The following is an 18,491-nucleotide window of genomic DNA, read 5'->3' on the forward strand; positions in this document are numbered from 1 at the left end:
GCCCCTGACTGCCGGACTTCGCCAGCGCGTTGCTGGCCGGGATCAATGACCACCGAAACTCCGCAGGCTGCGGCGCCCCCCGAGCCGGACAAGCCGCGGAAATCGGGGGGCCCGTTCGGCTTTCTCAACAGGCACCGGCCGCGCATCTCACTCGGCGTGTTCATTCTGGCGATAGTCATCGGTGCCTACGGGTTTTCGCTGTTCGGTGTGCACTATCTGCAGCGATCGGAGGGCCCGCTTCCGCCGCTGGACCTGAGCCAGGGTGGGGGCAATGACACGATCGTGCAGCTGCGCCTGGACGATCTCAAAACCACTGCGAATCGGCTCAAGGTGGATGTGCTCGTCTATCCTCCGGATTCGTTGTACGACAATCGATTCGACGTGCTGAAGACCGACGTCGCGGTGCGCCTGTATCCGACGAGCGACCTCGGAGATCTGCAATTCCCTAAGGGGAAGGCGCCGGCGCAGGTGGAAACCACCATCGAAGCCCACGGTGATCCCGCCAACTGGCCGTTCGATACCTACAAAACCGAGAAGATCTCGGCCGACACGATCATCGGCTCCGGCGATGATCGCAAAAAAATACCCGCCCGCGTCGAAGTGACCGGGGGTCTGGATGGCTGGGACGTCGACGTCAACCGCGTCGACGAAACGAGCGACGTGAACTCGCGCGGCCTGGACGACGCGCAGCTGGTGATCACCCTCAAGCGGGCCAAGGGGCCGTTGGTCTTCGACATCTTCATCTGCGTCGTGCTGGTCACCCTGCCGACCCTGGCGCTGTTGGTGGCCATTCCGATGGCTATGGGCAGGAGAAAGTTCGTGCCGCCGTTCGGCACTTGGTATGCCGCGATGCTGTTCGCGATCGTCCCGCTGCGCAACATCCTGCCGGGTTCGCCACCGCCGGGTTCCTGGATCGACCAGGCCGTCGTGCAATGGGTGCTGATCGCGTTGGTGGTGGCGATGAGCCTCTACATCTTCTCCTGGGTTCGGCAAGGGGACTGACCCGCGACGCGGTTGTCCACGGGCCGAAAGTTTCGGCTGTTTGGTGTCGGGCGGATATGGCAAAATCGAACTCATGTTCGAGGTGGCGGCCTGGTTCGATGAGTTGTTCGAGCGGCGGTATCCATCGACGACGGCGGAGTCGGCGGAGCTGGTGGATCGGATTTGCTCGTCGTCGCGGGCGGAGAACCGGGCGGCGGCCGAGCAACTGGCCGCGATCGGCGACTTGTTGGCCTATCGGCTGACACGCTGCTCGGACACCGAGGCGTGGGCCGTCGACACCGAGGAGGCGGTCGCTGCTGAGCTGGCAGCGGCGTTGCGCATCGGTCAAGGGCTGGCGGCGAGTCGGCTGCGGTATGCCCGCGCCATGCGTGAGCGGCTGCCAAAGGTGGCAGACGTCTTCAAAGCCGGAGACATCGACTACCGCATGTTTCAGACGATCGTGTATCGCACGGATTTGATTACCGATCGTGAGTTGTTGGCGGCGGTGGATGCAGAGTTGGCCGTCAAGGTGCCGCGGTGGCCGTCGATGACGCTGAGTCGGTTGGCCGGGCAGGTGGACAAGATCGTGGTCCAGGCCGACGCCGACGCGGTGCGGCGGCGCAAACAGCGCCACGCCGATCGGGAGCTCTGGATCGGGGATGTCGACGGCGGGATGTCGGAGATCCACGGCAGCCTGTTCAGCCCTGATGCGCATGCTCTGGACAAGCGATTGAATGCGCTGGCGGCCACGGTCTGTGAGCACGATCCCCGCAGCCGTGAGCAGCGCCGCGCCGACGCCTTGGGCGCGCTGGCGGCAGCGGCTGATCGGCTGGGCTGTCGCTGTGGTCGGCCCGACTGCGCTGCCGGAAAGCGGCCTGCCGCAACACCTGTGGTGATTCACGTGATTGCCGAGCAATCCTCGATCAACGGCTTCGGCTCGGCGCCCGCATCCGAGGTGAGCGCCGACGGTCTCATCACACCCGAACTTATTGAGCAGCTGGCCCAGTCCGCCAAGCTGGTCCCACTCATCCACCCGGTCGATGCCTTGCCCGAGCCGGGGTATGTGCCGTCGGCGGCGCTGGCCGATTTCGTGCGCTGCCGGGATTTGACGTGCCGCTGGCCTGGCTGCGACCGCCCCGCGGTGCACTGCGATCTCGACCATACGATCCCCTACGCAATGGGTGGGCCGACGCACGCGTCGAATTTGAAGTGCTATTGCCGCACACATCACTTGATCAAAACGTTTTGGGGGTGGCGTGATACGCAGTTGCCCGACGGAACGGTGATTCTGACCTCACCCGCGGGGCGAACCTATGTCACCACACCGGGCAGCGCGCTGCTTTTTCCGAGTTTGTGTTTGTCCACGGGCGGTGTGCCGGCCCCGGAAGCGGACCCGCCGATCGACTACTGCGGCGATCGGACCGCGATGATGCCAAAACGCCGCCGCACCCGCGCGCAATACCGCGCTCACCGCATCGCCACCGAACGCCGACACAATCGCGACGCGCGCAAACCCCGGCGGGCCGAGCGCCTGGCCAACGTCGGGCCGGGCCCACCGGAAACCGACGACGACCCACCACCTTTTTAGGTGGCGATCCGCTCGCCCGGCGAGCGACCCACTGCGCGCTGGCTGGTCGCTGATCCCGCTTCGGCCGGAATTTGGCGCTGAGCAGGTCTTCACCTAGACTCTAGGGGTTGCCTTGGGCAGACCTCGGCCGGTGCGTGCAAGCGTCACAGGCCCCGCGTGCCCTTCGGTGACAAAGACCGCGCACGTCAGGTTTGTGGTGGGCCTTGCTTTTCGGAGGTTCTCCGAGGTGTTCTCCTGCCGTGCACACGTGAACTCAGTCAGGAGATCGAGTGATTCAGCAGGAATCGCGGCTGAAGGTCGCCGACAACACCGGCGCCAAGGAGATCTTGTGTATCCGGGTGCTCGGTGGCTCGTCGCGACGCTACGCCGGCATCGGTGATGTCATCGTCGCCACCGTCAAGGACGCGATCCCCGGCGGCAACGTCAAGCGCGGCGACGTCGTCAAGGCCGTCGTGGTGCGCACCGTCAAGGAGCGCCGGCGTTCCGACGGCAGCTACATCAAGTTCGACGAGAACGCCGCGGTGATCATCAAGCCCGACAACGATCCCCGCGGGACCCGCATCTTCGGGCCCGTCGGGCGTGAACTGCGCGAGAAGCGATTCATGAAAATCATCTCGCTGGCTCCGGAGGTTTTGTAGATGAAGGTCAAAAAGGACGACACCGTCCTGGTGATCGCGGGCAAGGACAAGGGCGCCAAAGGCAAAGTGCTGAAGGTTTACCCGGAGCGCAACCGCGTGCTGGTCGAGGGTGTCAACGCGATCAAGAAGCACACGGCGGTTTCCACCAACCAGCGCGGAGCCCGGTCGGGCGGAATTGTCACCCAGGAAGCGCCGATCGACGTCTCCAACGTGATGGTGGTCGACTCCGACGGTAAGCCGACCCGCGTCGGCTACCGCCTCGACGAGGAGACCGGTAAGCGCGTCCGTATCTCCAAGCGCAACGGCAAGGACATCTGATGACCACCGCAGAGAAAGTGCAACCGCGCCTGAAAGAGCGCTACCGCAGCGAGATTCGCGATGCGTTGCACAAGGAATTCGGATACGGCAACGTCATGCAGATCCCGACCGTCACCAAGGTCGTGGTGAACATGGGCGTGGGCGACGCGGCCCGGGATGCCAAGTTGATCAACGGCGCGGTCAGCGACCTGGCGCTGATCACCGGCCAGCGACCCGAAATCCGCAAGGCCCGCAAGTCCATCGCGCAGTTCAAGCTGCGCGAGGGCATGCCGATCGGTGCCCGGGTCACCCTGCGGGGAGACCGGATGTGGGAGTTCCTCGACCGGCTCACTTCCATTGCGCTGCCGCGTATTCGTGACTTCCGCGGGCTTTCGCCCAAGCAGTTCGACGGTGTCGGCAACTACACCTTCGGCCTGGCCGAGCAGTCGGTGTTCCACGAGATCGACGTGGACAAGATCGACCGGGTCCGCGGCATGGACATCAACGTCGTCACCTCGGCGACGACCGACGACGAAGGGCGAGCGCTGTTGCGGGCCCTTGGCTTTCCGTTCAAGGAGAACTGACTAGATGGCTAAGAAGGCATTGGTAAACAAGGCCAACCGCAAGCCCAAGTTCGCGGTGCGCGGCTACACCCGCTGCCAAAGGTGCGGTCGTCCGCGTGCGGTGTTCCGCAAATTCGGGCTGTGCAGGATCTGCCTGCGCGAGATGGCGCATGCGGGCGAGTTGCCCGGCGTGCAAAAGAGCAGCTGGTAACAGGCACAGGACGAGAGACCACTCCAGAACAGGTGCGCGACAGGCCCGAATGGGAACCATCGCGAGGAAGGTTACAGAAGCTGTCATGACAATGACGGATCCGATCGCAGACTTTTTGACGCGTCTGCGCAACGCCAACTCGGCGTACCACGACGAGGTGACCCTGCCTCATTCGAAGATCAAGGCGAACATCGCCCAGATCCTCAAGAGCGAGGGGTACATCACCGATTTCCGGACCGAAGACGCTCGGGTCGGCAAATCGTTGGTGGTGCAGCTCAAGTACGGGCCCAGCCGGGAGCGCAGCATCGCCGGCCTGCGGCGAGTGTCCAAGCCCGGTCTGCGGGTGTACGCGAAGTCCACCGGCCTGCCGCGCGTGCTCGGCGGGCTGGGCGTGGCGATCATCTCGACATCCTCGGGCCTGCTGACCGACCGTCAGGCCGCCAGACAGGGCGTGGGCGGCGAAGTCCTCGCGTTCGTGTGGTGAGGGGGTAACCATGTCGCGCATTGGTAAGAAGCCGATTCCGGTTCCCAACGGAGTCGACGTAACGATCGACGGCCAGAAGGTCTCGGTCAAGGGGCCCAAGGGCGCCCTCGACCTGACCGTCGCCGAGCCGATCACGGTGGCACGCAGCGAAGACGGTGCGATCGTGGTCAACCGGCCGGACGACGAGCGGGAAAACCGTTCGCTGCACGGGCTTTCGCGAACCCTGGTGTCCAACCTGGTCACCGGTGTCACGCAGGGCTACACCACCAAGATGGAGATCTTCGGGGTCGGCTACCGGGTGCAGCTCAAGGGCTCCAATCTTGAGTTCGCCCTGGGCTACAGCCACCCCGTGTTGATCGAGGCGCCCGAGGGCATCACGTTCGCAGTCGAGACGCCGACGAAGTTCAGCGTCACCGGCATCGACAAGCAGAAGGTCGGCCAGATCTCGGCGAACATCCGCCGCCTGCGTCGCCCCGACCCGTACAAGGGCAAGGGCGTGCGCTACGAGGGCGAGCAGGTCCGCCGCAAGGTCGGAAAGACAGGTAAGTAGGCATGGCGCAAAAACAAGCTACAGCCGAGCGGAAGCCGGTGGGGCAGAGCGTTTCCGGAACCCGCCGGGTCTCCCGGCTGCGTCGGCACGCCCGGCTGCGCAAGAAGATCGCTGGTACCCCGCAGCGCCCGCGGCTGGTGGTGAACCGGTCCGCACGGCACATTCACGTGCAACTGGTCAACGACGAGAACGGCACCACCGTGGCCGCCGCCTCGTCCATCGAGTCCGATGTGCGTGGACTGGACGGGGACAAGAAATCCCGCAGCGTGCGGGTCGGCCAATTGATCGCCGAGCGTGCCAAGGCCGCCGGTATCGACAGCGTGGTGTTCGACCGTGGCGGATACAGCTACGGCGGACGGATCGCGGCGCTGGCCGATGCCGCCCGCGAGAACGGATTGAAATTCTGATGACTACTGGAAGGACCGCATAATGGCGGAACAGTCGGCGGGGGGCCAAGGCCCAGACAACCGCGACAGCCGCGACTCGCGCGGTGACCGGGACGGCCGGGGTCGACGCGACGGCGGCGGCCGAGGCCGCGACCGCGACGGCGACAAGAGCAACTACCTGGAACGGGTCGTCGCCATCAACCGTGTTTCCAAGGTGGTCAAGGGTGGTCGGCGATTCAGCTTCACCGCTCTGGTCATCGTGGGAGACGGCGCCGGCATGGTCGGTGTCGGCTACGGCAAGGCCAAGGAAGTTCCGGCCGCGATCGCCAAGGGTGTGGAAGAGGCACGCAAGGGCTTCTTCCGGGTCCCGCTGATCGGCGGCACGATCACGCACCCGGTGCAGGGTGAGGCGGCGGCTGGTGTGGTGCTGCTGCGCCCGGCCAGCCCGGGTACCGGTGTGATCGCCGGCGGTGCGGCACGTGCCGTGCTGGAATGCGCCGGGGTGCACGACATCCTGGCCAAATCGCTGGGAAGCGACAACGCGATCAACGTGGTGCACGCCACGGTGGCCGCGCTCAAGCTGCTGCAGCGCCCGGAGGAGGTGGCCGCTCGTCGCGGTCTGCCGATCGAGGATGTCGCCCCGGCCGGGATGCTGAGGGCGCGACGGGAAAGTGAAGCGCTGGCCGCCAGTGCCACGCGAGAGGGAACGGCACAGCGATGAGCCAGCTGAAGATCACCCAGGTGCGTGGCACGATTGGGTCGCGCTGGAAGCAGCGCGAGTCCCTGCGCACCCTTGGCCTGCGCAAGATTCGCCAGTCGGTCCTCCGCGAGGACAACCCCCAGACCCGCGGGCTGATCGCGGTGGTGAGCCACCTGGTTGAGGTGGAGGAGACCAAATGACCATCAAGCTGCACGACCTGAAGCCGGCCGCCGGGTCGAAGAAGGCGCGCACCCGCGTCGGTCGCGGTGAGGGCTCGAAGGGCAAGACCGCCGGCCGTGGCACCAAGGGCACCAAGGCGCGCAAGAACGTGCCGGTCACCTTTGAGGGTGGCCAGATGCCGATCCACATGCGGCTGCCCAAGCTCAAGGGATTCAAGAACCGGTTCCGCACCGAATACGAGATCGTCAACGTCGGTGACGTCAGCCGGCTGTTCCCCGAGGGCGGTGCCATCGGCGTCGCCGAGCTGGTCGCCAAGGGCGCGGTTCGCAAGAACTCGTTGGTGAAGGTCCTCGGCGACGGCGAGCTGACCGTCAAGGTCGACGTGTCCGCGCACAAGTTCAGCGGCAGTGCCCGCGAGAAGATCACCGCCGCTGGCGGCTCGGCGACCGAGGTCTCCTAGCCTTCGGCCTCGGCCCCCGCGTCCGTCAGCGCGGATGCCGTACTAAGCGCTGAATCTATTGGCGCGCTTCGGTTTTCGCTCTGCTCAGGCATGCCGCGCGAGATCAGGATCGATCCGACCATCAAAGCGACGATGCTCCATGCGCGTTGCCGCCGGTCGGATTCTTCTCCGTCGAGCAGTTCGCTGATCCGGTCGATCAGTGCGATCATCTTGCGCTGGTAAGCCTCTTTGACGTCCGGTTCGGCGCGGGATACGTCGGCGCTCAGGGCGGGCATCACGCACCCTTCGGCAGCGTCGAGGCTGTGATCGGTGCTCATGTATTCGTGCAGAAACGCGATCAGGCGCGCCCGCCCCTCGGCGGGTGTCATCGCGCCCGTTTCCGACACGAACGGTTCACCCAGCCCCGCTTCGATCACCGCCTCGAGCATCGCCGTCTTGTTGGGGAAGTTCGAATAGAACGCACCCGACGTGACACCCGCGGCGGCGGCCAGCCCGTCCACCCCGACGCCGTTGAATCCGCTCGTCTTGAGTGACCGGGTGCCGGCGTGCAACAGGGCGTCGCGCGCGCGTGCCTTCTGATCTGCTGGGTATCTCACTGGTCGGTCCCTTCGGCTTGACGCTCACACCATCATAGGATAACGTCCGTTACGATAACGATCGTTATTCTACAACTTCGACGATAGGCGATTCAATGACAAGCACGCAGGCGAAAGAGTTCGCCGACTTCTTCGGCGCTCTGAGCGCGCGATCCGCCAACCCCAACTTCGACCTGGAAACGGTGCGGGACGTCATCGAGACGATGCATGTCGCCACCAGGGAGCCCGCGGGTGTCACCTACGCCGAAGTGAACGCCGGCGGCACCGAGGCACTGTGGTGCATTCCGGTCGACAGCGACCCGGACCGCGTGCTGCTGCACAACCACATGGGGGGCACCGTCGTCGCGTCCATGCACTCCGACCGCAAGGCCGCGGCGCACCTCGCGAAGGCGGCGGGCGCGCGATCCCTGGTGCTCAACTTCCGGCGCTCGCCGGAACACAAATTCCCGGCCCAGATCGATGATGTACGTAACGCCTACAACTGGCTGTTGCAGCAGGGCTATCGGCCCGAAAACATTGCCAGCGTCGGACATTCGATCGGCGGCAACTTCGCGGTCGGCCTGGCCATTGCGCTGCGCGATGAGGGGGCCGCACTGCCGGGAGCGATCGTGTCGATCTCGCCGTGGGTCGACCTGACGTTGTCGGACGAGACCTACACCAGCAATGCGGATTCCGACAGGCTGCTGTCGCGTCCACTGGCGGAGTTCTTCAGGTCGTCGTGGCTGGACGGAACCGGCGTGGATTTCGCGGACCCGCGGGTGAGTCTGCTTGGCGCCGACCTGTCCGGCCTGCCGCCGATCGCGGTGTTCTGGGGCAGCGACGAAGTGCTCGCCGGCGAGGACGCGGAGTTCGCCCGCCTTGCCGACGCGGCCGGCAATGACGTCTTGGTGCGCGAGGTCGAGGGCGGTCAGCACTCGTTCATCATCGGTGCCGGCTGGGTTCCTGAGGTCGACGCGGCGATCGCCGAGATCGGCGCCTGGCTGCAGAAGAAACTTGGCGCTGTCTAGGCCAGCTGGGGAATCACTTGGGCGGCAAGGCGTTCCATCTGCTCGCGATTTTCTCCGACGTCGAGGCCGAGGGGATTGAGCAGCAGGGTCTGCGCGCCGGCGTCGATCACCTCTTTCAGGCCGCGCGCGACGTCGTCGGGTGTGCCCGACACCGGAAACGATTCGATGCCGGGCATCTGGCCGTAGAGGCGGCCCAGCCCGTCGAGCACCCGCTCGCGGGCGCGGGCCGGGTCATCGTCGACCATCAGGTAGACGCGCTTGCTGATGGGGAAGTGCGCCGGGTCCTTCTGCTGTTCGTCGAGCTCGCGGCGCACGATCGAGACGGCGCCGGCGAACGCTTCGGTGCTCGACGCGCCCGCGCCCATGAATGCGTCACCATGGCGCACCGCCCGGGCCAGGGCCTTGGGGGCCATACCGCCGAACCAGATCGGCGGGTGCGGGCGTTGCACCGGCTTGGGCTGGAAGGGGAGATTGTCGACATCCCGGAACCGGCCGTGGAATGTCACCGTCGGCTCGTCGGACCAGGCCGCCTTCATCAACTTCAGGCCCTCGGTGAAATAGGAGATGAAGGTGTCCTTCTCGACGCCGAACGCGGCCAGCGTGGGGCCGCCACGGCCCGGTGCGACGCCGATGTCCAGCCGGCCGTGGCTGATCCGGTCGACCGTCGTCACCGCCGAGGCCAACTGAAGCGGCTCGTGCTGCGACGTCACCAGCACGGCCACCCCCAGCCGCAATCGCTCCGTGTAAGCCGCGCAATAAGCAAGCAGCTCCAACGGTGCCAGCAACGGCCCCCGGCCGATGGTCTGCTCGAGCGTCCAGATCCCTTCGAACCCGAGTTCCTCGGCGCGCAACACGTATGAGCGCAGCTCCGCCGCGTCGAAGGCGCCGTAATCGAACTGTGGGATGGCGATCGAGAACCTCACGAACTCACCCTACGGTCGTCGATCGGTACGCTGCAGAGCATGTTTGCCTTTCTGCCTTCTCTGCCCGGTGTCGACGACGTCCGTGCCCTGGCCGACCGCGTCGATACGGTCCGCCACCACGGCGTACCCAACGGCTGCGTGCTCGAATTCAACCTGCGGTCGGTGCCGCCCGAAACGGCGGGCTTCGACCCGATAGCGCTGGTCACCGGGGCGCAGCGACCGATGCGGCTGCGCGAGGCGGTCGCCGCGATCCATCGCGCTGCCGAGGACCCCAGGGTCGCCGGGCTGATCGCCCGTGTGCAGCTCGACGCCTCGCCGCCGGCGGCCGTCCAGGAGCTGCGCGAGGCGATCGCGGCGTTCACCGCCGTCAAGCCGTCGCTGGCGTGGGCCGAGACCTATCCGGGCACACTGTCCTACTACCTGGCTTCGGCGTTCGGCGAGGTCTGGATGCAGCCCTCGGGAAGCGTCGGGCTGATCGGCTTCGCGAGCAATGCGAACTTCCTGCGTACCGCGCTCGACAAGGCGGGAATTGACGCCGAGTTCGTCGCCAGAGGTGAATACAAGTCGGCGGCAAACGTTTTCACCGAGGAAGGGTTCACCGACGCCCACCGTGAAGCAGTGACCCGAATGCTGGAAAGCCTGCAGGACCAGGCGTGGCACGCGATCGCCGAATCTCGCAACATCGATTCCACTGCGCTCGACTCGGTTGCCGACCGTGCCCCACTGCTGCGCGATGACGCCGTGGCCTCCGGCCTGATCGACCGGATCGGCTTCCGGGATCAGGCCCACACCCGGATCGCGGAAATGATTGGTGTGGAGGGTGTTTCAGCAGACGATGGCGAGTCCGAGGCCGACCCGGAGAAGCTGGCGCCGCGGCTCAATCTGGCGCGCTATGCCGCCGCGTCCCGGTCGCGGCTGGTGCCGCCGGCTCCACCGATTCCCGGCCGCCGGTCCAAGCCCACCTTCGCGGTGATCACCCTGCAAGGGCCGATCGTCAACGGACGCGGTGGACCCCAGTTCCTGCCGTTCGGCAACTCGAGCGTCGGCGGTGACACCATCGCGGCGGCCCTGCGGGAGGCGGCGGGCGACGACTCCGTGTCGGCGATCGTGTTGCGGATCGACAGCCCCGGCGGCTCGGTCACGGCGTCCGAGACCATCTGGCGCGAGGTGGCACGGGCCCGCGAACGCGGCAAGCCGGTGGTGGCATCGATGGGCTCGGTGGCCGCCTCCGGCGGCTACTACGCCGCGATGGCCGCCGACGTGATCGTTGCCAACCCGGGCACGATCACCGGGTCGATCGGTGTGATCACCGGGAAGCTGGTGTTCCGGGATCTCAAGGAGCGCCTCGGAGTCGTGTCAGATGCGGTGCGTACCAACGCCAATGCCGACGCGTGGTCAACCGATGTGCCATTCACCGCGCAGCAGCGGGCCGATCGTGAGGCCGAGGCGGACTTGATCTACGCCGACTTCGTGCAGCGGGTGGCCGAAGGCCGCAACCTGAGTACCGAAGCCGTGGACGCCGTTGCCCAAGGACGGGTGTGGACGGGTGCCGACGCTCTCGAGCGTGGCCTGGTCGACGAACTCGGCGGCCTTCGAACCGCGGTGCGCCGGGCCAAAGTCCTGGCCGGCCTGGACGAGGACGCCGAAGTGAGGGTCGCCGGTTATCCGGGATCGTCGTTGCGTCAGCTGGTGCGACCCCGGGCGTCCTCGCAACCGGCCGCCGCGTCGCTGCCGGACGCGCTGGGCGCACTGCTCGGCCGCACGGTTGCCGCGATCGTGGCCAACCTCGAGCAGGCGGTCAACGGTGCCAGTGTGCTGTGGCTGGGGGAGTCGCGCTTCTAATCGCTTCTAGCCGGTGAGGCGGCCGCTGATGAAGATGATCTCGCCGAGTGGGTCGTCGTTTTCCGGTGGCGGGACATCCATGTTGTGCTGCTGGAACAGTTCCGTGCGCGTCACACCCTCGACGGCCCAGCCCTTGGCACCCAGATAATCGACGACGTGGTTGCGTTCCCCGGCGTAGACCAGCGACGCCATATCGATGTCGACGCCGTGGTCCTTGAAGGACCCCGACATCTCCCGCACCCGGTCGGCATCGAAATCCACGATGCCCGGTACGAATTCGGTGGCGATGGTGCTGCCCGGTGCGCTGAGTGCGGTGATGTTGTCGAACAACCGGTCTTGGGCCTCCGGCGGCAGGTAGATCAGCAGACCTTCGGCCAGCCAGGCGGTCGGCGTGCTGGTGTCGAATCCGGCGGCGCGTAGGGCCGCCGGCCAATCCTGGCGCAGGTCGATCGGAATGGTGCGTCTGGTAGCGGTGGGTTGGGCCCCGGCATCCGCCAAAGTGGTTGTCTTGAACTCGATTACCTGTGGCTGGTCGATCTCGTACACCACCGTCTCGGCGGGCCACGGCAATCGATAGGCGCGTGAGTCCAATCCGGACGCGAGGATCACGACCTGGCGCACGCCAGCTGCGGTGGCGTTGAGGAAGTAGTCGTCGAAATACTTGGTGCGTACCGCCATTCCGTCGATCATCGACTGCATGCGAACCGGCGTGGCGTTTTCGACGGCCGCGAGGTCGAGCTCACCGTCCATCATCTTGGTGAAGAATTCCACCCCGACCGCGCGTACGAGTAGTTCGGCGAACGGATCGTTGATCAAACCGCGGGGATCTTTCGTCGCCATGGCGCGTCCGGTCGCGACCATGGTTGCGGTCGCGCCCACGCTGGACGCCAGATCCCAATTATCGTCGTGTGCGCGAGGCATGAGACGACCCTAGCCAAGCCCTACTTCAGCGTCGCGGCGACATAGCTCATGTCGGCGAAGGCAGCGTTCAGCTCGTTCTCGGGGAAATCGAAGCCGTTGCGCGCATACAACTCCTTTGCGGAGTGGGCGGTGACCTCCCAGTTGTGGGTGGTCAGGTAGTCGGCGACGATGTTGCGCTCGCCCCGGTAGAACAGGTCGGCCGCGTTGAGGTTGAACCCGAAGCTCTGCCAGCGCTCGCTGATGCGCTGCAAACGCTCGTCGGAGAAGGCGTTGGGGTCGGGGACGTGCTCGGTGGCCAGCCGGCTGCCCGGCGCGGACAGTTCGGTGATGTTGTCGAACAGCCGGTCCTGAGCCTCGGGCGGCAGATAGGGGAGCAGCCCTTCGGCGCTCCACGCGGTGGGCCGGGTGGCGTCAAAACCCGCCTCCCGCAACGCCGCAGGCCAGTCCTCCCGCAGGTCGATGCTGATCGTGCGGCGGTCGGCGGTCGGAGCGGCGCCGATGCCGGCCAGCGTGTCGGTTTTGAACGCAATGACCTGCGGCTGGTCGATCTCGTAGACCACGGTGCCCGCCGGCCATGGCAATCGGTAGGCCCTGGTGTCCAGGCCGGATGCCAGGATCACCGCCTGTGTGACGCCCGTCCTCGTTGCATCCAGAAAGAACTCGTCGAAAAACCTGGTCCGCACGGCGATCTGGTGGATCCGGGCGGTGCGGTTCAGCAGCGCGTCGTCCTCGAGGTCGATCTCCCCGTCGATGATGCGGATGAAGGGGTCCAATCCGACGGCACGGACGAGCGGATCGGCAAGTGGGTCGTCAAGCAGCGGATTGGGTCCTTGTGACGCCACGGCGCGGGATGCGGCGACCATGGTCGCCGTCGCTCCCACGCTGTTGGCCAGGTCCCAGCTGTCGCCTTCGGTGCGTCCCGTATCGGTGCTCATTTCTTGTCCAGGGTTCCGCTGGTGTAGAGCATCTCGCCCATCCGCACCTCGTCGTCCTCGAGCGGGTCAAGTCCGTTGTCCGCGAACAACTCCCGGATACTGCTGCTGGTCAAGCGCCACCCGCGATCAGCCAGATACGGAACCGCCTCGTTGCGATCGCCGAAGTAGACCAGCCCCGCCATGTCGAGATCGAAACCGTGCGCGCGCCAGCGTTCGGCGATGACCTGCATGCGCTCCCTGAGCTTGTCCTCTTCGCCGGGCTCGGGGTTGGGCGCGCTCTCGGTGGCCAGCCGGCTGCCCGGCGCGCTGAGCGCGGTGATGGTGTCCAGCAGACGGTCCTGGGCCTCCGGAGGCAGATACCCGAGCAGGCCCTCGGCGCTCCACGCTGCCGGCTGGGCCGGGTCGAAGCCGGCGGTGCGCAGCGCGGTGGGCCAGTCGTCGCGCAGATCGACTGCCACCACGCGGCGGTCGGCGGTCGGTGCGGCACCCAGGTCGGACAGGGCCCGGGTCTTGAATTCGATGACCTGCGGCTGGTCGACCTCGTAGACCACCGTGCCGGCGGGCCAAGCCAATCGGTAGGCGCGGGAGTCGAGCCCGGAAGCCAGGATCACCACCTGCTTGATGCCTGCCTTCGTCGCGTCGGTGAAAAACTCGTCGAAGAATTTGGTGCGCACGGCCATGTTGTCGGCCATGCGTGACATCGCCCCGGCCGACCCCCCGGATGCCGAGGCCCCGTCGTGGACGTCGTTCAATTCGGCGGGGTCCAGTTCCCCGCTGGCCAGACGGGTCAGCAGGTCCACGCCGACGGCCTTGACCAGCGGCTCGGCGAAGGGGTCGTTGATCAGCGGACGCTCGGCCCGGTTGGCCATCGCGCGAGCGGCCGCGACCATCGTCGCGGTCACCCCGACGCTGGATGCCAGGTCCCAGGTGTCGCCCTCGTATCTGGTGGAGCTGGTGGAAGTCATCGGATGCCCCCTGATCGGATCTATTTAGCTTACCTTCGTTAATACTTAGCCAATATAACAAGCTTCCACCACTGTACGCTTCCCGCGATTGGGGGCAACCTTGACGGATGGCGTACACGGCGGCCGGGAAACGGGTGCTCATCACGGGTGCTTCGGCGGGGCTCGGGGCGGCGCTGGCCAGGCAATTGGCCACGCAGCACGCGGTCGTGGGGCTGATCGCCCGTCGGCGCGACCGTCTCGGCGACGTGCTCGCGGACTGCCGGCGAACGTCGCCGGACTCGGCGATGTGGGTGGCCGACCTGGGCGACACCGAAGCCGTCGGGGAGCTCGCACGGCAGGCCTGGAATGGACTCGGCGGCATCGACGTGCTGATCAACAACGCGGCCATCCCGAAACGGCGGCCGGTCACCGAGCTCGATCCCGACGAGGTCGAGGGCGTCATGCGGGTGAACTTCTTCGCCCCGATGCGGCTGACACTGGCCGTGCTGCCGCGGATGCTGGAGCGTGGCTCGGGCCTGATCGTGAACATCTCGAGCGTCGGCGGCCGGCTCGGTATCATCCACGAAACCGCCTACTGTGCAAGTAAGTTCGCGCTGTGCGGGTGGAGTGAGGCGATGGCTGTCGATCTGCACGGCACCGGGATCGCGGTCAAACTGATCGAGCCGGGCCCGGTCGACACCGAGATCTGGGATCAGCCGGGCAGCGAGGAACCGCTCTACCAAGGGCCCAAGGTCGCCGCCGAGGAAGTGGCCGACGGCATCATCGCCGCGCTGGGCAGCGACCAGTTCGAGCACTACGTGCCCGACATGAAGGCGGTCGTCGACGCCAAGAATGCCGACCTCGACGCTTTCATCGCCGGCGTGGCCGGCATGGCGCCGCGATGAAGGCGCTGGTCTACGGCGTGGCACCGGAACCATTCGAGCTGCCCGGGGACGCCAACACGCTCACGGCCAACTTGGCCCGCACCCCGACCGCGCTGCGGGAGCTGCCGGATCCGCTACTGCCGCATGAGGACTGGGTGGTCACCCGGCCGCGGTTGACCGGCATCTGCGGGTCGGATTCCAAGCAGATACTGATGGATTTCGGCGAGGGCGACGCCGACAACGCGATGGGCGGCTTCTGCTCTTTCCCGCAGGTGATGGGCCACGAGGTGGTCGCCGACGTGGTGGCCCTTGGGCCCAAGGCTCGCGGGCTCGAGGTGGGGCAGCGGGTGGTGCTCAACCCTTGGCTGTCCTGCGGGCCGCGCGGTATCGAGCCGGTGTGTCCCGCGTGCGAAAGCGGCGACTACAGCCTGTGCTGGAGTTTCACCGACGGCGACATCAAGCCGGGCATCCACACCGGGGTGTCGGCCGACGTGACCGGTGGATACGCCGAATTGATGCCCGCCCACGACAGCATGCTGTTCGCTGTTCCCGAGTCGATTCCCGACGAGCTGGCCGTGTTCGCCGACCCGTTTTCGGTGTCGCTGCATGCGATCACCCGCCATCCGCCGCCGCGCTCGGGCCGGGTCTTGGTCTACGGGGCCGGCTCGCTCGGGCTGTGCGCGGTCGCGATCCTGCGGGCGCTCTATCCCGACGCGGCGGTGGCCGTGGTGGCGCGCTTCGACGCCCAGGCCGCGGTCGCACGGGGGTTCGGCGCCGCCAAAGTCCTTGCGCACGAACCGCGCCTGGCCCTGATCGAAGAGTTGGCCGCCTGGGGCGGTGGCAGGCTGCGCCAACCGCTGCTGGGGCTGCCGATGGCCCACCCGGGAGCGGTCGACGTCGTCTACGACACCGTCGGCAAGCCCGAGACCTTCGAGGTCGGGGTGCGGGTGCTGCGCTCGCGGGGGACGCTGGTGAAGGCCGGTGTCCACGCCCCCGGCCGCTGGGAGTGGAGTCCGCTGTATTTCAAGGAGATCGCTCTCGTCGGGTCCAATGCCTTCGGGTTCGAGGAGGTCGACGGGCAGCGCAAGCATGCGATTGCCCACTACCTCGACCTCGTCGCCGCCGGCCGGGTGGACCTGCGGCCGATGCTGACCCACACCTTCTCGCTGGACCGGTGGCGCGAGGCCTTTTTGGCGATCGCCAACCAGGCCGAAAGCGGCGCAATCAAGGTCGCCATCGACCAGCGTCAGACGGGGCGGGTGGCGCGATAGTAGGTGAGTCGCCCCACGAAGCGGTGCCGCTCGGTGCCGAGCTCGGTGCAGTCGAACCCCGCGGAACGAAGCAGTCGGGGAATGGCGTCGCCGAGGTTGCCGGCCACGTGGTGATTGTGCCGGATGAGCCGCGCCATCAAGCCGCCGCTGGTCGTGTCGCCGCCGATGTCGACCAGGTGCAGCCTGCCGCCCGGACGCAGCACCCGAAATATTTCCGCCGCGGCCGCCGGCTTCGCATCGTCGCTGATGTGATGCAACATCATCGACGACAGGACCCGGTCGAATTCGCCGTCGGCGTAGGGAAGCCGTTCGGCGTAACCCTGTTCGAAGCGAATGCCGGTCAGTCGGGCCACCTTTCGATTCGCAACCGCTAACACTCGCGGGTCCGGGTCGCAACCGGTCACGTCCGCCGAGGGATGGGTGCGTTTGGTTCGAACGGTGAGATTGCCGGTACCGCAGCCGATTTCCAGGATTCGAAGACCTTCGGTGATATCCGCTTGGGCGACCAGCCGTTGATAGACACTGTTGAAGCCCAGCACGCGTGCGATCAAGTCGTAGGCGGGCAGAAACGCATCGTGACCGGCAGCCGGCAAGTAGTCATGTGGATGATGTTTCGTCACATAATCCATAATGAACCCCTGGCTTACCTTAGAATTGGGTGATCATCGCCAAAAGTAGGATTATCTTTTGCAACCATGACGCAGGCAGCTCGGCTGATCGGGCACCGCGGCGGTGTGCCCATCTACCAATATCGGACCGACCCGGACACATCTCCGGTGTCGGTGCACCGCCACCTGGGCGACCTCGGCGAGCGGGGCCGTCACATCCACGATTTCCCGGCGCTGTGGTACGTCCCCGCGGCGGGCGTGGTGTACGTGGCCGCCCCCGGCGAGGTGCTCGATCCGGGGCAGCTGGAAAACCTCGATGCCGGTGTTGCGGTGTTCTTCGACCCAGCTGCGCTGGGCGAGGACGGTCGATCGCCATGGCCGGCGTGGCGGGGACATCCGCTGCTCTTCCCGTTTCTGCACGGGCATTCCGGTGGGGTGCTGCGGCTGGAGGTGCCCGCTGCTCGACAATCCATGTGGGACAACGTGATCGGCTCGATAGAAACCGAACTCACTGCCCGGCAGGAGGGTCATCGGCAGGCGGCCCTGGCGCACCTGACCCTACTGCTGATCGAGCTCGCGCGGTTGGCCCGCGACGTGGTCGCCGATCTGAGGCGCAGCGGGGAACCGCTGCTGGCCGACGTGTTCTCGGTGATCGACCGGCGTCACGCCGAGGCGTTGTCGCTGCGCGACGTCGCGAGCGAAGTCGGCATGACGCCAGGGCATCTCACCACGGTGGTGCGCCGCCGCACCGGGCGCACCGTCCAGGAGTGGATCATCGAACGCCGCATGGCCGATGCCCGCATGTTGCTAGAGCAGACGGATCTTCCAGTCGCCGAGATCGGCCGGCGGGTCGGGGTTTTCGATCCCGGCTATTTCAGCCGGTTGTTCAACCGGGAGCACGGTATGTCGCCACGGGATTGGCGCCTGCGAGCTACCTAGACCAACGCGCCCTGAGACCCGATGATGGGCATATCAATTGGGGTGATGACGCCTGGCGGCGCATCGCAGACGAAAGGTATGGCGTTGACCGCCGCGACGGCCGTGCTGTCCATCAATACCGTCATCGCGTCCTCGCCCGGACGGCCGAACCGGATCATGGCGTCGACATGTGGTTCACCTTCGATCACCACGCTAAAACCCTCGGGGTCAACCCATTGAGGATCGAGCGCATCGCTGCTCATGGTCCAGCAGATCGCCAGCTCAACCACCGGGCGCCCGTTGCGCAGTCCGCGATAGGTGCGGCGTTGGCCGCCAACGGTGCCGGCCGCGTAGTCCACCCACCCGAGATCTAAATCCTTTGTCAACAACGCATTTTCGACGAATGCTTCCTTGGCGTCGAGTTCGGCACCCAGCATGCGGGCGACCATGTCCAGCGTCTCGAAGTAACCGAGGCCGTAGCGCAGGGTCGCCGGGTCGATCTGCGTCACCGATTGACGCGGCGGTCTGCCGAATCCGAGCACTGCCCAGACTTCCCGCACCGGGTAGGTGGTGCAGTCCAACGTCTCGACGAGCTTGACGCTGT

The 18,491-nt window shown here is 66.2% G+C and carries 23 protein-coding genes and 1 pseudogene; 17 read left to right on the top strand and 7 right to left on the bottom strand.

Annotated features, from left to right (window positions below; translation table 11 throughout):
- Nucleotides 1-45: 45 nt before the first annotated feature.
- From ACZY0B_RS14550 to rplO, 12 genes are all read left to right on the top strand, one after another.
- Entirely contained in the window at nucleotides 46-1,002 is a 957-nt protein-coding gene (locus ACZY0B_RS14550) for a DUF4436 domain-containing protein (protein ID WP_463764824.1), read from the top strand.
- A gap of 73 nt (nucleotides 1,003-1,075) precedes the next feature.
- Nucleotides 1,076-2,569, top strand: coding sequence for an HNH endonuclease signature motif containing protein (locus tag ACZY0B_RS14555; protein WP_463764825.1), 1,494 nt, complete (start codon nucleotides 1,076-1,078; stop codon nucleotides 2,567-2,569).
- Nucleotides 2,570-2,838: 269 nt separating this feature from the next.
- Complete coding sequence (rplN, locus tag ACZY0B_RS14560) at nucleotides 2,839-3,207, top strand: 50S ribosomal protein L14 (RefSeq protein WP_085233453.1); 369 nt, start codon at nucleotides 2,839-2,841, stop codon at nucleotides 3,205-3,207.
- Entirely contained in the window at nucleotides 3,208-3,525 is a 318-nt protein-coding gene (gene rplX / locus ACZY0B_RS14565) for a 50S ribosomal protein L24 (protein ID WP_463764826.1), read from the top strand.
- The gene (gene rplE, locus ACZY0B_RS14570) at nucleotides 3,525-4,088 is read left to right on the top strand and encodes a 50S ribosomal protein L5 (protein WP_463764827.1); all 564 of its coding nucleotides are present in this window, start codon (nucleotides 3,525-3,527) and stop codon (nucleotides 4,086-4,088) included. Before rplX ends, rplE begins: the two co-directional genes overlap by 1 nt.
- A gap of 4 nt (nucleotides 4,089-4,092) precedes the next feature.
- Complete coding sequence (locus ACZY0B_RS14575; RefSeq protein WP_463764828.1) at nucleotides 4,093-4,278, top strand: type Z 30S ribosomal protein S14; 186 nt, start codon at nucleotides 4,093-4,095, stop codon at nucleotides 4,276-4,278.
- An 85-nt stretch (nucleotides 4,279-4,363) separates the two neighbouring features.
- Entirely contained in the window at nucleotides 4,364-4,762 is a 399-nt protein-coding gene (gene rpsH / locus ACZY0B_RS14580; RefSeq protein ID WP_463764829.1) for a 30S ribosomal protein S8, read from the top strand.
- A 10-nt stretch (nucleotides 4,763-4,772) separates the two neighbouring features.
- Nucleotides 4,773-5,312 carry a 50S ribosomal protein L6 gene (rplF, locus tag ACZY0B_RS14585; RefSeq protein WP_463764830.1) on the top strand — a complete coding sequence of 180 codons (540 nt, stop codon included), beginning with the start codon at nucleotides 4,773-4,775 and terminating at the stop codon, nucleotides 5,310-5,312.
- 38 nt (nucleotides 5,313-5,350) lie between these two features.
- A complete protein-coding gene (gene rplR / locus ACZY0B_RS14590) occupies nucleotides 5,351-5,719 on the top strand; it encodes a 50S ribosomal protein L18 (RefSeq protein WP_463764853.1) in 369 nt (122 codons plus the stop codon).
- Nucleotides 5,720-5,741: 22 nt separating this feature from the next.
- Entirely contained in the window at nucleotides 5,742-6,419 is a 678-nt protein-coding gene (gene rpsE, locus ACZY0B_RS14595; protein WP_463764831.1) for a 30S ribosomal protein S5, read from the top strand.
- Nucleotides 6,416-6,598, top strand: coding sequence for a 50S ribosomal protein L30 (gene rpmD / locus ACZY0B_RS14600; RefSeq protein WP_463764832.1), 183 nt, complete (start codon nucleotides 6,416-6,418; stop codon nucleotides 6,596-6,598). Before rpsE ends, rpmD begins: the two co-directional genes overlap by 4 nt.
- Complete coding sequence (rplO, locus tag ACZY0B_RS14605) at nucleotides 6,595-7,038, top strand: 50S ribosomal protein L15 (protein WP_463764833.1); 444 nt, start codon at nucleotides 6,595-6,597, stop codon at nucleotides 7,036-7,038. Before rpmD ends, rplO begins: the two co-directional genes overlap by 4 nt.
- Here the strand turns inward: rplO and ACZY0B_RS14610 are convergent.
- Nucleotides 7,035-7,634 (bottom strand): TetR/AcrR family transcriptional regulator, encoded by a 600-nt coding sequence (locus ACZY0B_RS14610; protein ID WP_463764834.1) that lies wholly within the window; start codon nucleotides 7,632-7,634, stop codon nucleotides 7,035-7,037. The two genes, rplO and ACZY0B_RS14610, sit on opposite strands and share 4 nt — an antisense overlap.
- A gap of 95 nt (nucleotides 7,635-7,729) precedes the next feature.
- Between ACZY0B_RS14610 and ACZY0B_RS14615 the strand changes: the two genes are divergently transcribed.
- On the top strand, nucleotides 7,730-8,641 hold the full coding sequence (locus ACZY0B_RS14615; RefSeq protein ID WP_463764835.1) for an alpha/beta hydrolase fold domain-containing protein: 912 nt from the start codon (nucleotides 7,730-7,732) through the stop codon (nucleotides 8,639-8,641).
- Here ACZY0B_RS14615 and ACZY0B_RS14620 read toward each other — a convergent pair.
- Nucleotides 8,638-9,564 (bottom strand): LLM class flavin-dependent oxidoreductase, encoded by a 927-nt coding sequence (locus ACZY0B_RS14620; protein ID WP_463764836.1) that lies wholly within the window; start codon nucleotides 9,562-9,564, stop codon nucleotides 8,638-8,640. The genes ACZY0B_RS14615 and ACZY0B_RS14620 overlap by 4 nt on opposite strands.
- A gap of 39 nt (nucleotides 9,565-9,603) precedes the next feature.
- Here ACZY0B_RS14620 and sppA point away from each other — a divergent pair, with 39 nt between their 5' ends.
- The gene (gene sppA, locus ACZY0B_RS14625; RefSeq protein ID WP_463764837.1) at nucleotides 9,604-11,406 is read left to right on the top strand and encodes a signal peptide peptidase SppA; all 1,803 of its coding nucleotides are present in this window, start codon (nucleotides 9,604-9,606) and stop codon (nucleotides 11,404-11,406) included.
- Nucleotides 11,407-11,412: 6 nt separating this feature from the next.
- Here sppA and ACZY0B_RS14630 read toward each other — a convergent pair whose 3' ends face one another.
- The 3 genes from ACZY0B_RS14630 to ACZY0B_RS14640 are packed head-to-tail and all read right to left on the bottom strand — an operon-like array spanning nucleotide 11,413 to nucleotide 14,227.
- A complete protein-coding gene (locus ACZY0B_RS14630) occupies nucleotides 11,413-12,327 on the bottom strand; it encodes a class I SAM-dependent methyltransferase (protein ID WP_463764838.1) in 915 nt (304 codons plus the stop codon).
- Nucleotides 12,328-12,347: 20 nt separating this feature from the next.
- A complete protein-coding gene (locus tag ACZY0B_RS14635) occupies nucleotides 12,348-13,262 on the bottom strand; it encodes a class I SAM-dependent methyltransferase (RefSeq protein WP_463764839.1) in 915 nt (304 codons plus the stop codon).
- Nucleotides 13,259-14,227, bottom strand: a complete 969-nt coding sequence (locus tag ACZY0B_RS14640; RefSeq protein ID WP_463764840.1) for a class I SAM-dependent methyltransferase — start codon at nucleotides 14,225-14,227, stop codon at nucleotides 13,259-13,261. Before ACZY0B_RS14640 ends, ACZY0B_RS14635 begins: the two co-directional genes overlap by 4 nt.
- A gap of 107 nt (nucleotides 14,228-14,334) precedes the next feature.
- Between ACZY0B_RS14640 and ACZY0B_RS14645 the strand changes: the two genes are divergently transcribed.
- Together ACZY0B_RS14645 and ACZY0B_RS14650 are read left to right on the top strand one after the other, a co-directional pair.
- On the top strand, nucleotides 14,335-15,111 hold the full coding sequence (locus ACZY0B_RS14645; RefSeq protein WP_463764841.1) for an SDR family NAD(P)-dependent oxidoreductase: 777 nt from the start codon (nucleotides 14,335-14,337) through the stop codon (nucleotides 15,109-15,111).
- Nucleotides 15,108-16,361, top strand: a complete 1,254-nt coding sequence (locus tag ACZY0B_RS14650; protein ID WP_463764842.1) for a zinc-dependent alcohol dehydrogenase — start codon at nucleotides 15,108-15,110, stop codon at nucleotides 16,359-16,361. The genes ACZY0B_RS14645 and ACZY0B_RS14650 overlap by 4 nt, the downstream gene beginning before the upstream one ends.
- Here the strand turns inward: ACZY0B_RS14650 and ACZY0B_RS14655 are convergent.
- Nucleotides 16,337-16,981 (bottom strand): class I SAM-dependent methyltransferase, encoded by a 645-nt coding sequence (locus ACZY0B_RS14655; protein ID WP_463764854.1) that lies wholly within the window; start codon nucleotides 16,979-16,981, stop codon nucleotides 16,337-16,339. The two genes, ACZY0B_RS14650 and ACZY0B_RS14655, sit on opposite strands and share 25 nt — an antisense overlap.
- Nucleotides 16,982-17,056: 75 nt before the next feature.
- Here ACZY0B_RS14655 and ACZY0B_RS14660 point away from each other — a divergent pair, with 75 nt between their 5' ends.
- Nucleotides 17,057-17,908, top strand: coding sequence for a helix-turn-helix transcriptional regulator (locus ACZY0B_RS14660; RefSeq protein WP_463764843.1), 852 nt, complete (start codon nucleotides 17,057-17,059; stop codon nucleotides 17,906-17,908).
- Here the strand turns inward: ACZY0B_RS14660 and ACZY0B_RS14665 are convergent.
- A pseudogene (locus ACZY0B_RS14665) lies at nucleotides 17,905-18,491 on the bottom strand (dihydrodipicolinate reductase); the annotation flags it as partial. The gene ACZY0B_RS14660 and the pseudogene ACZY0B_RS14665 overlap by 4 nt on opposite strands.

The organism is Mycobacterium sp. IDUB_19 (assembly GCF_055419445.1).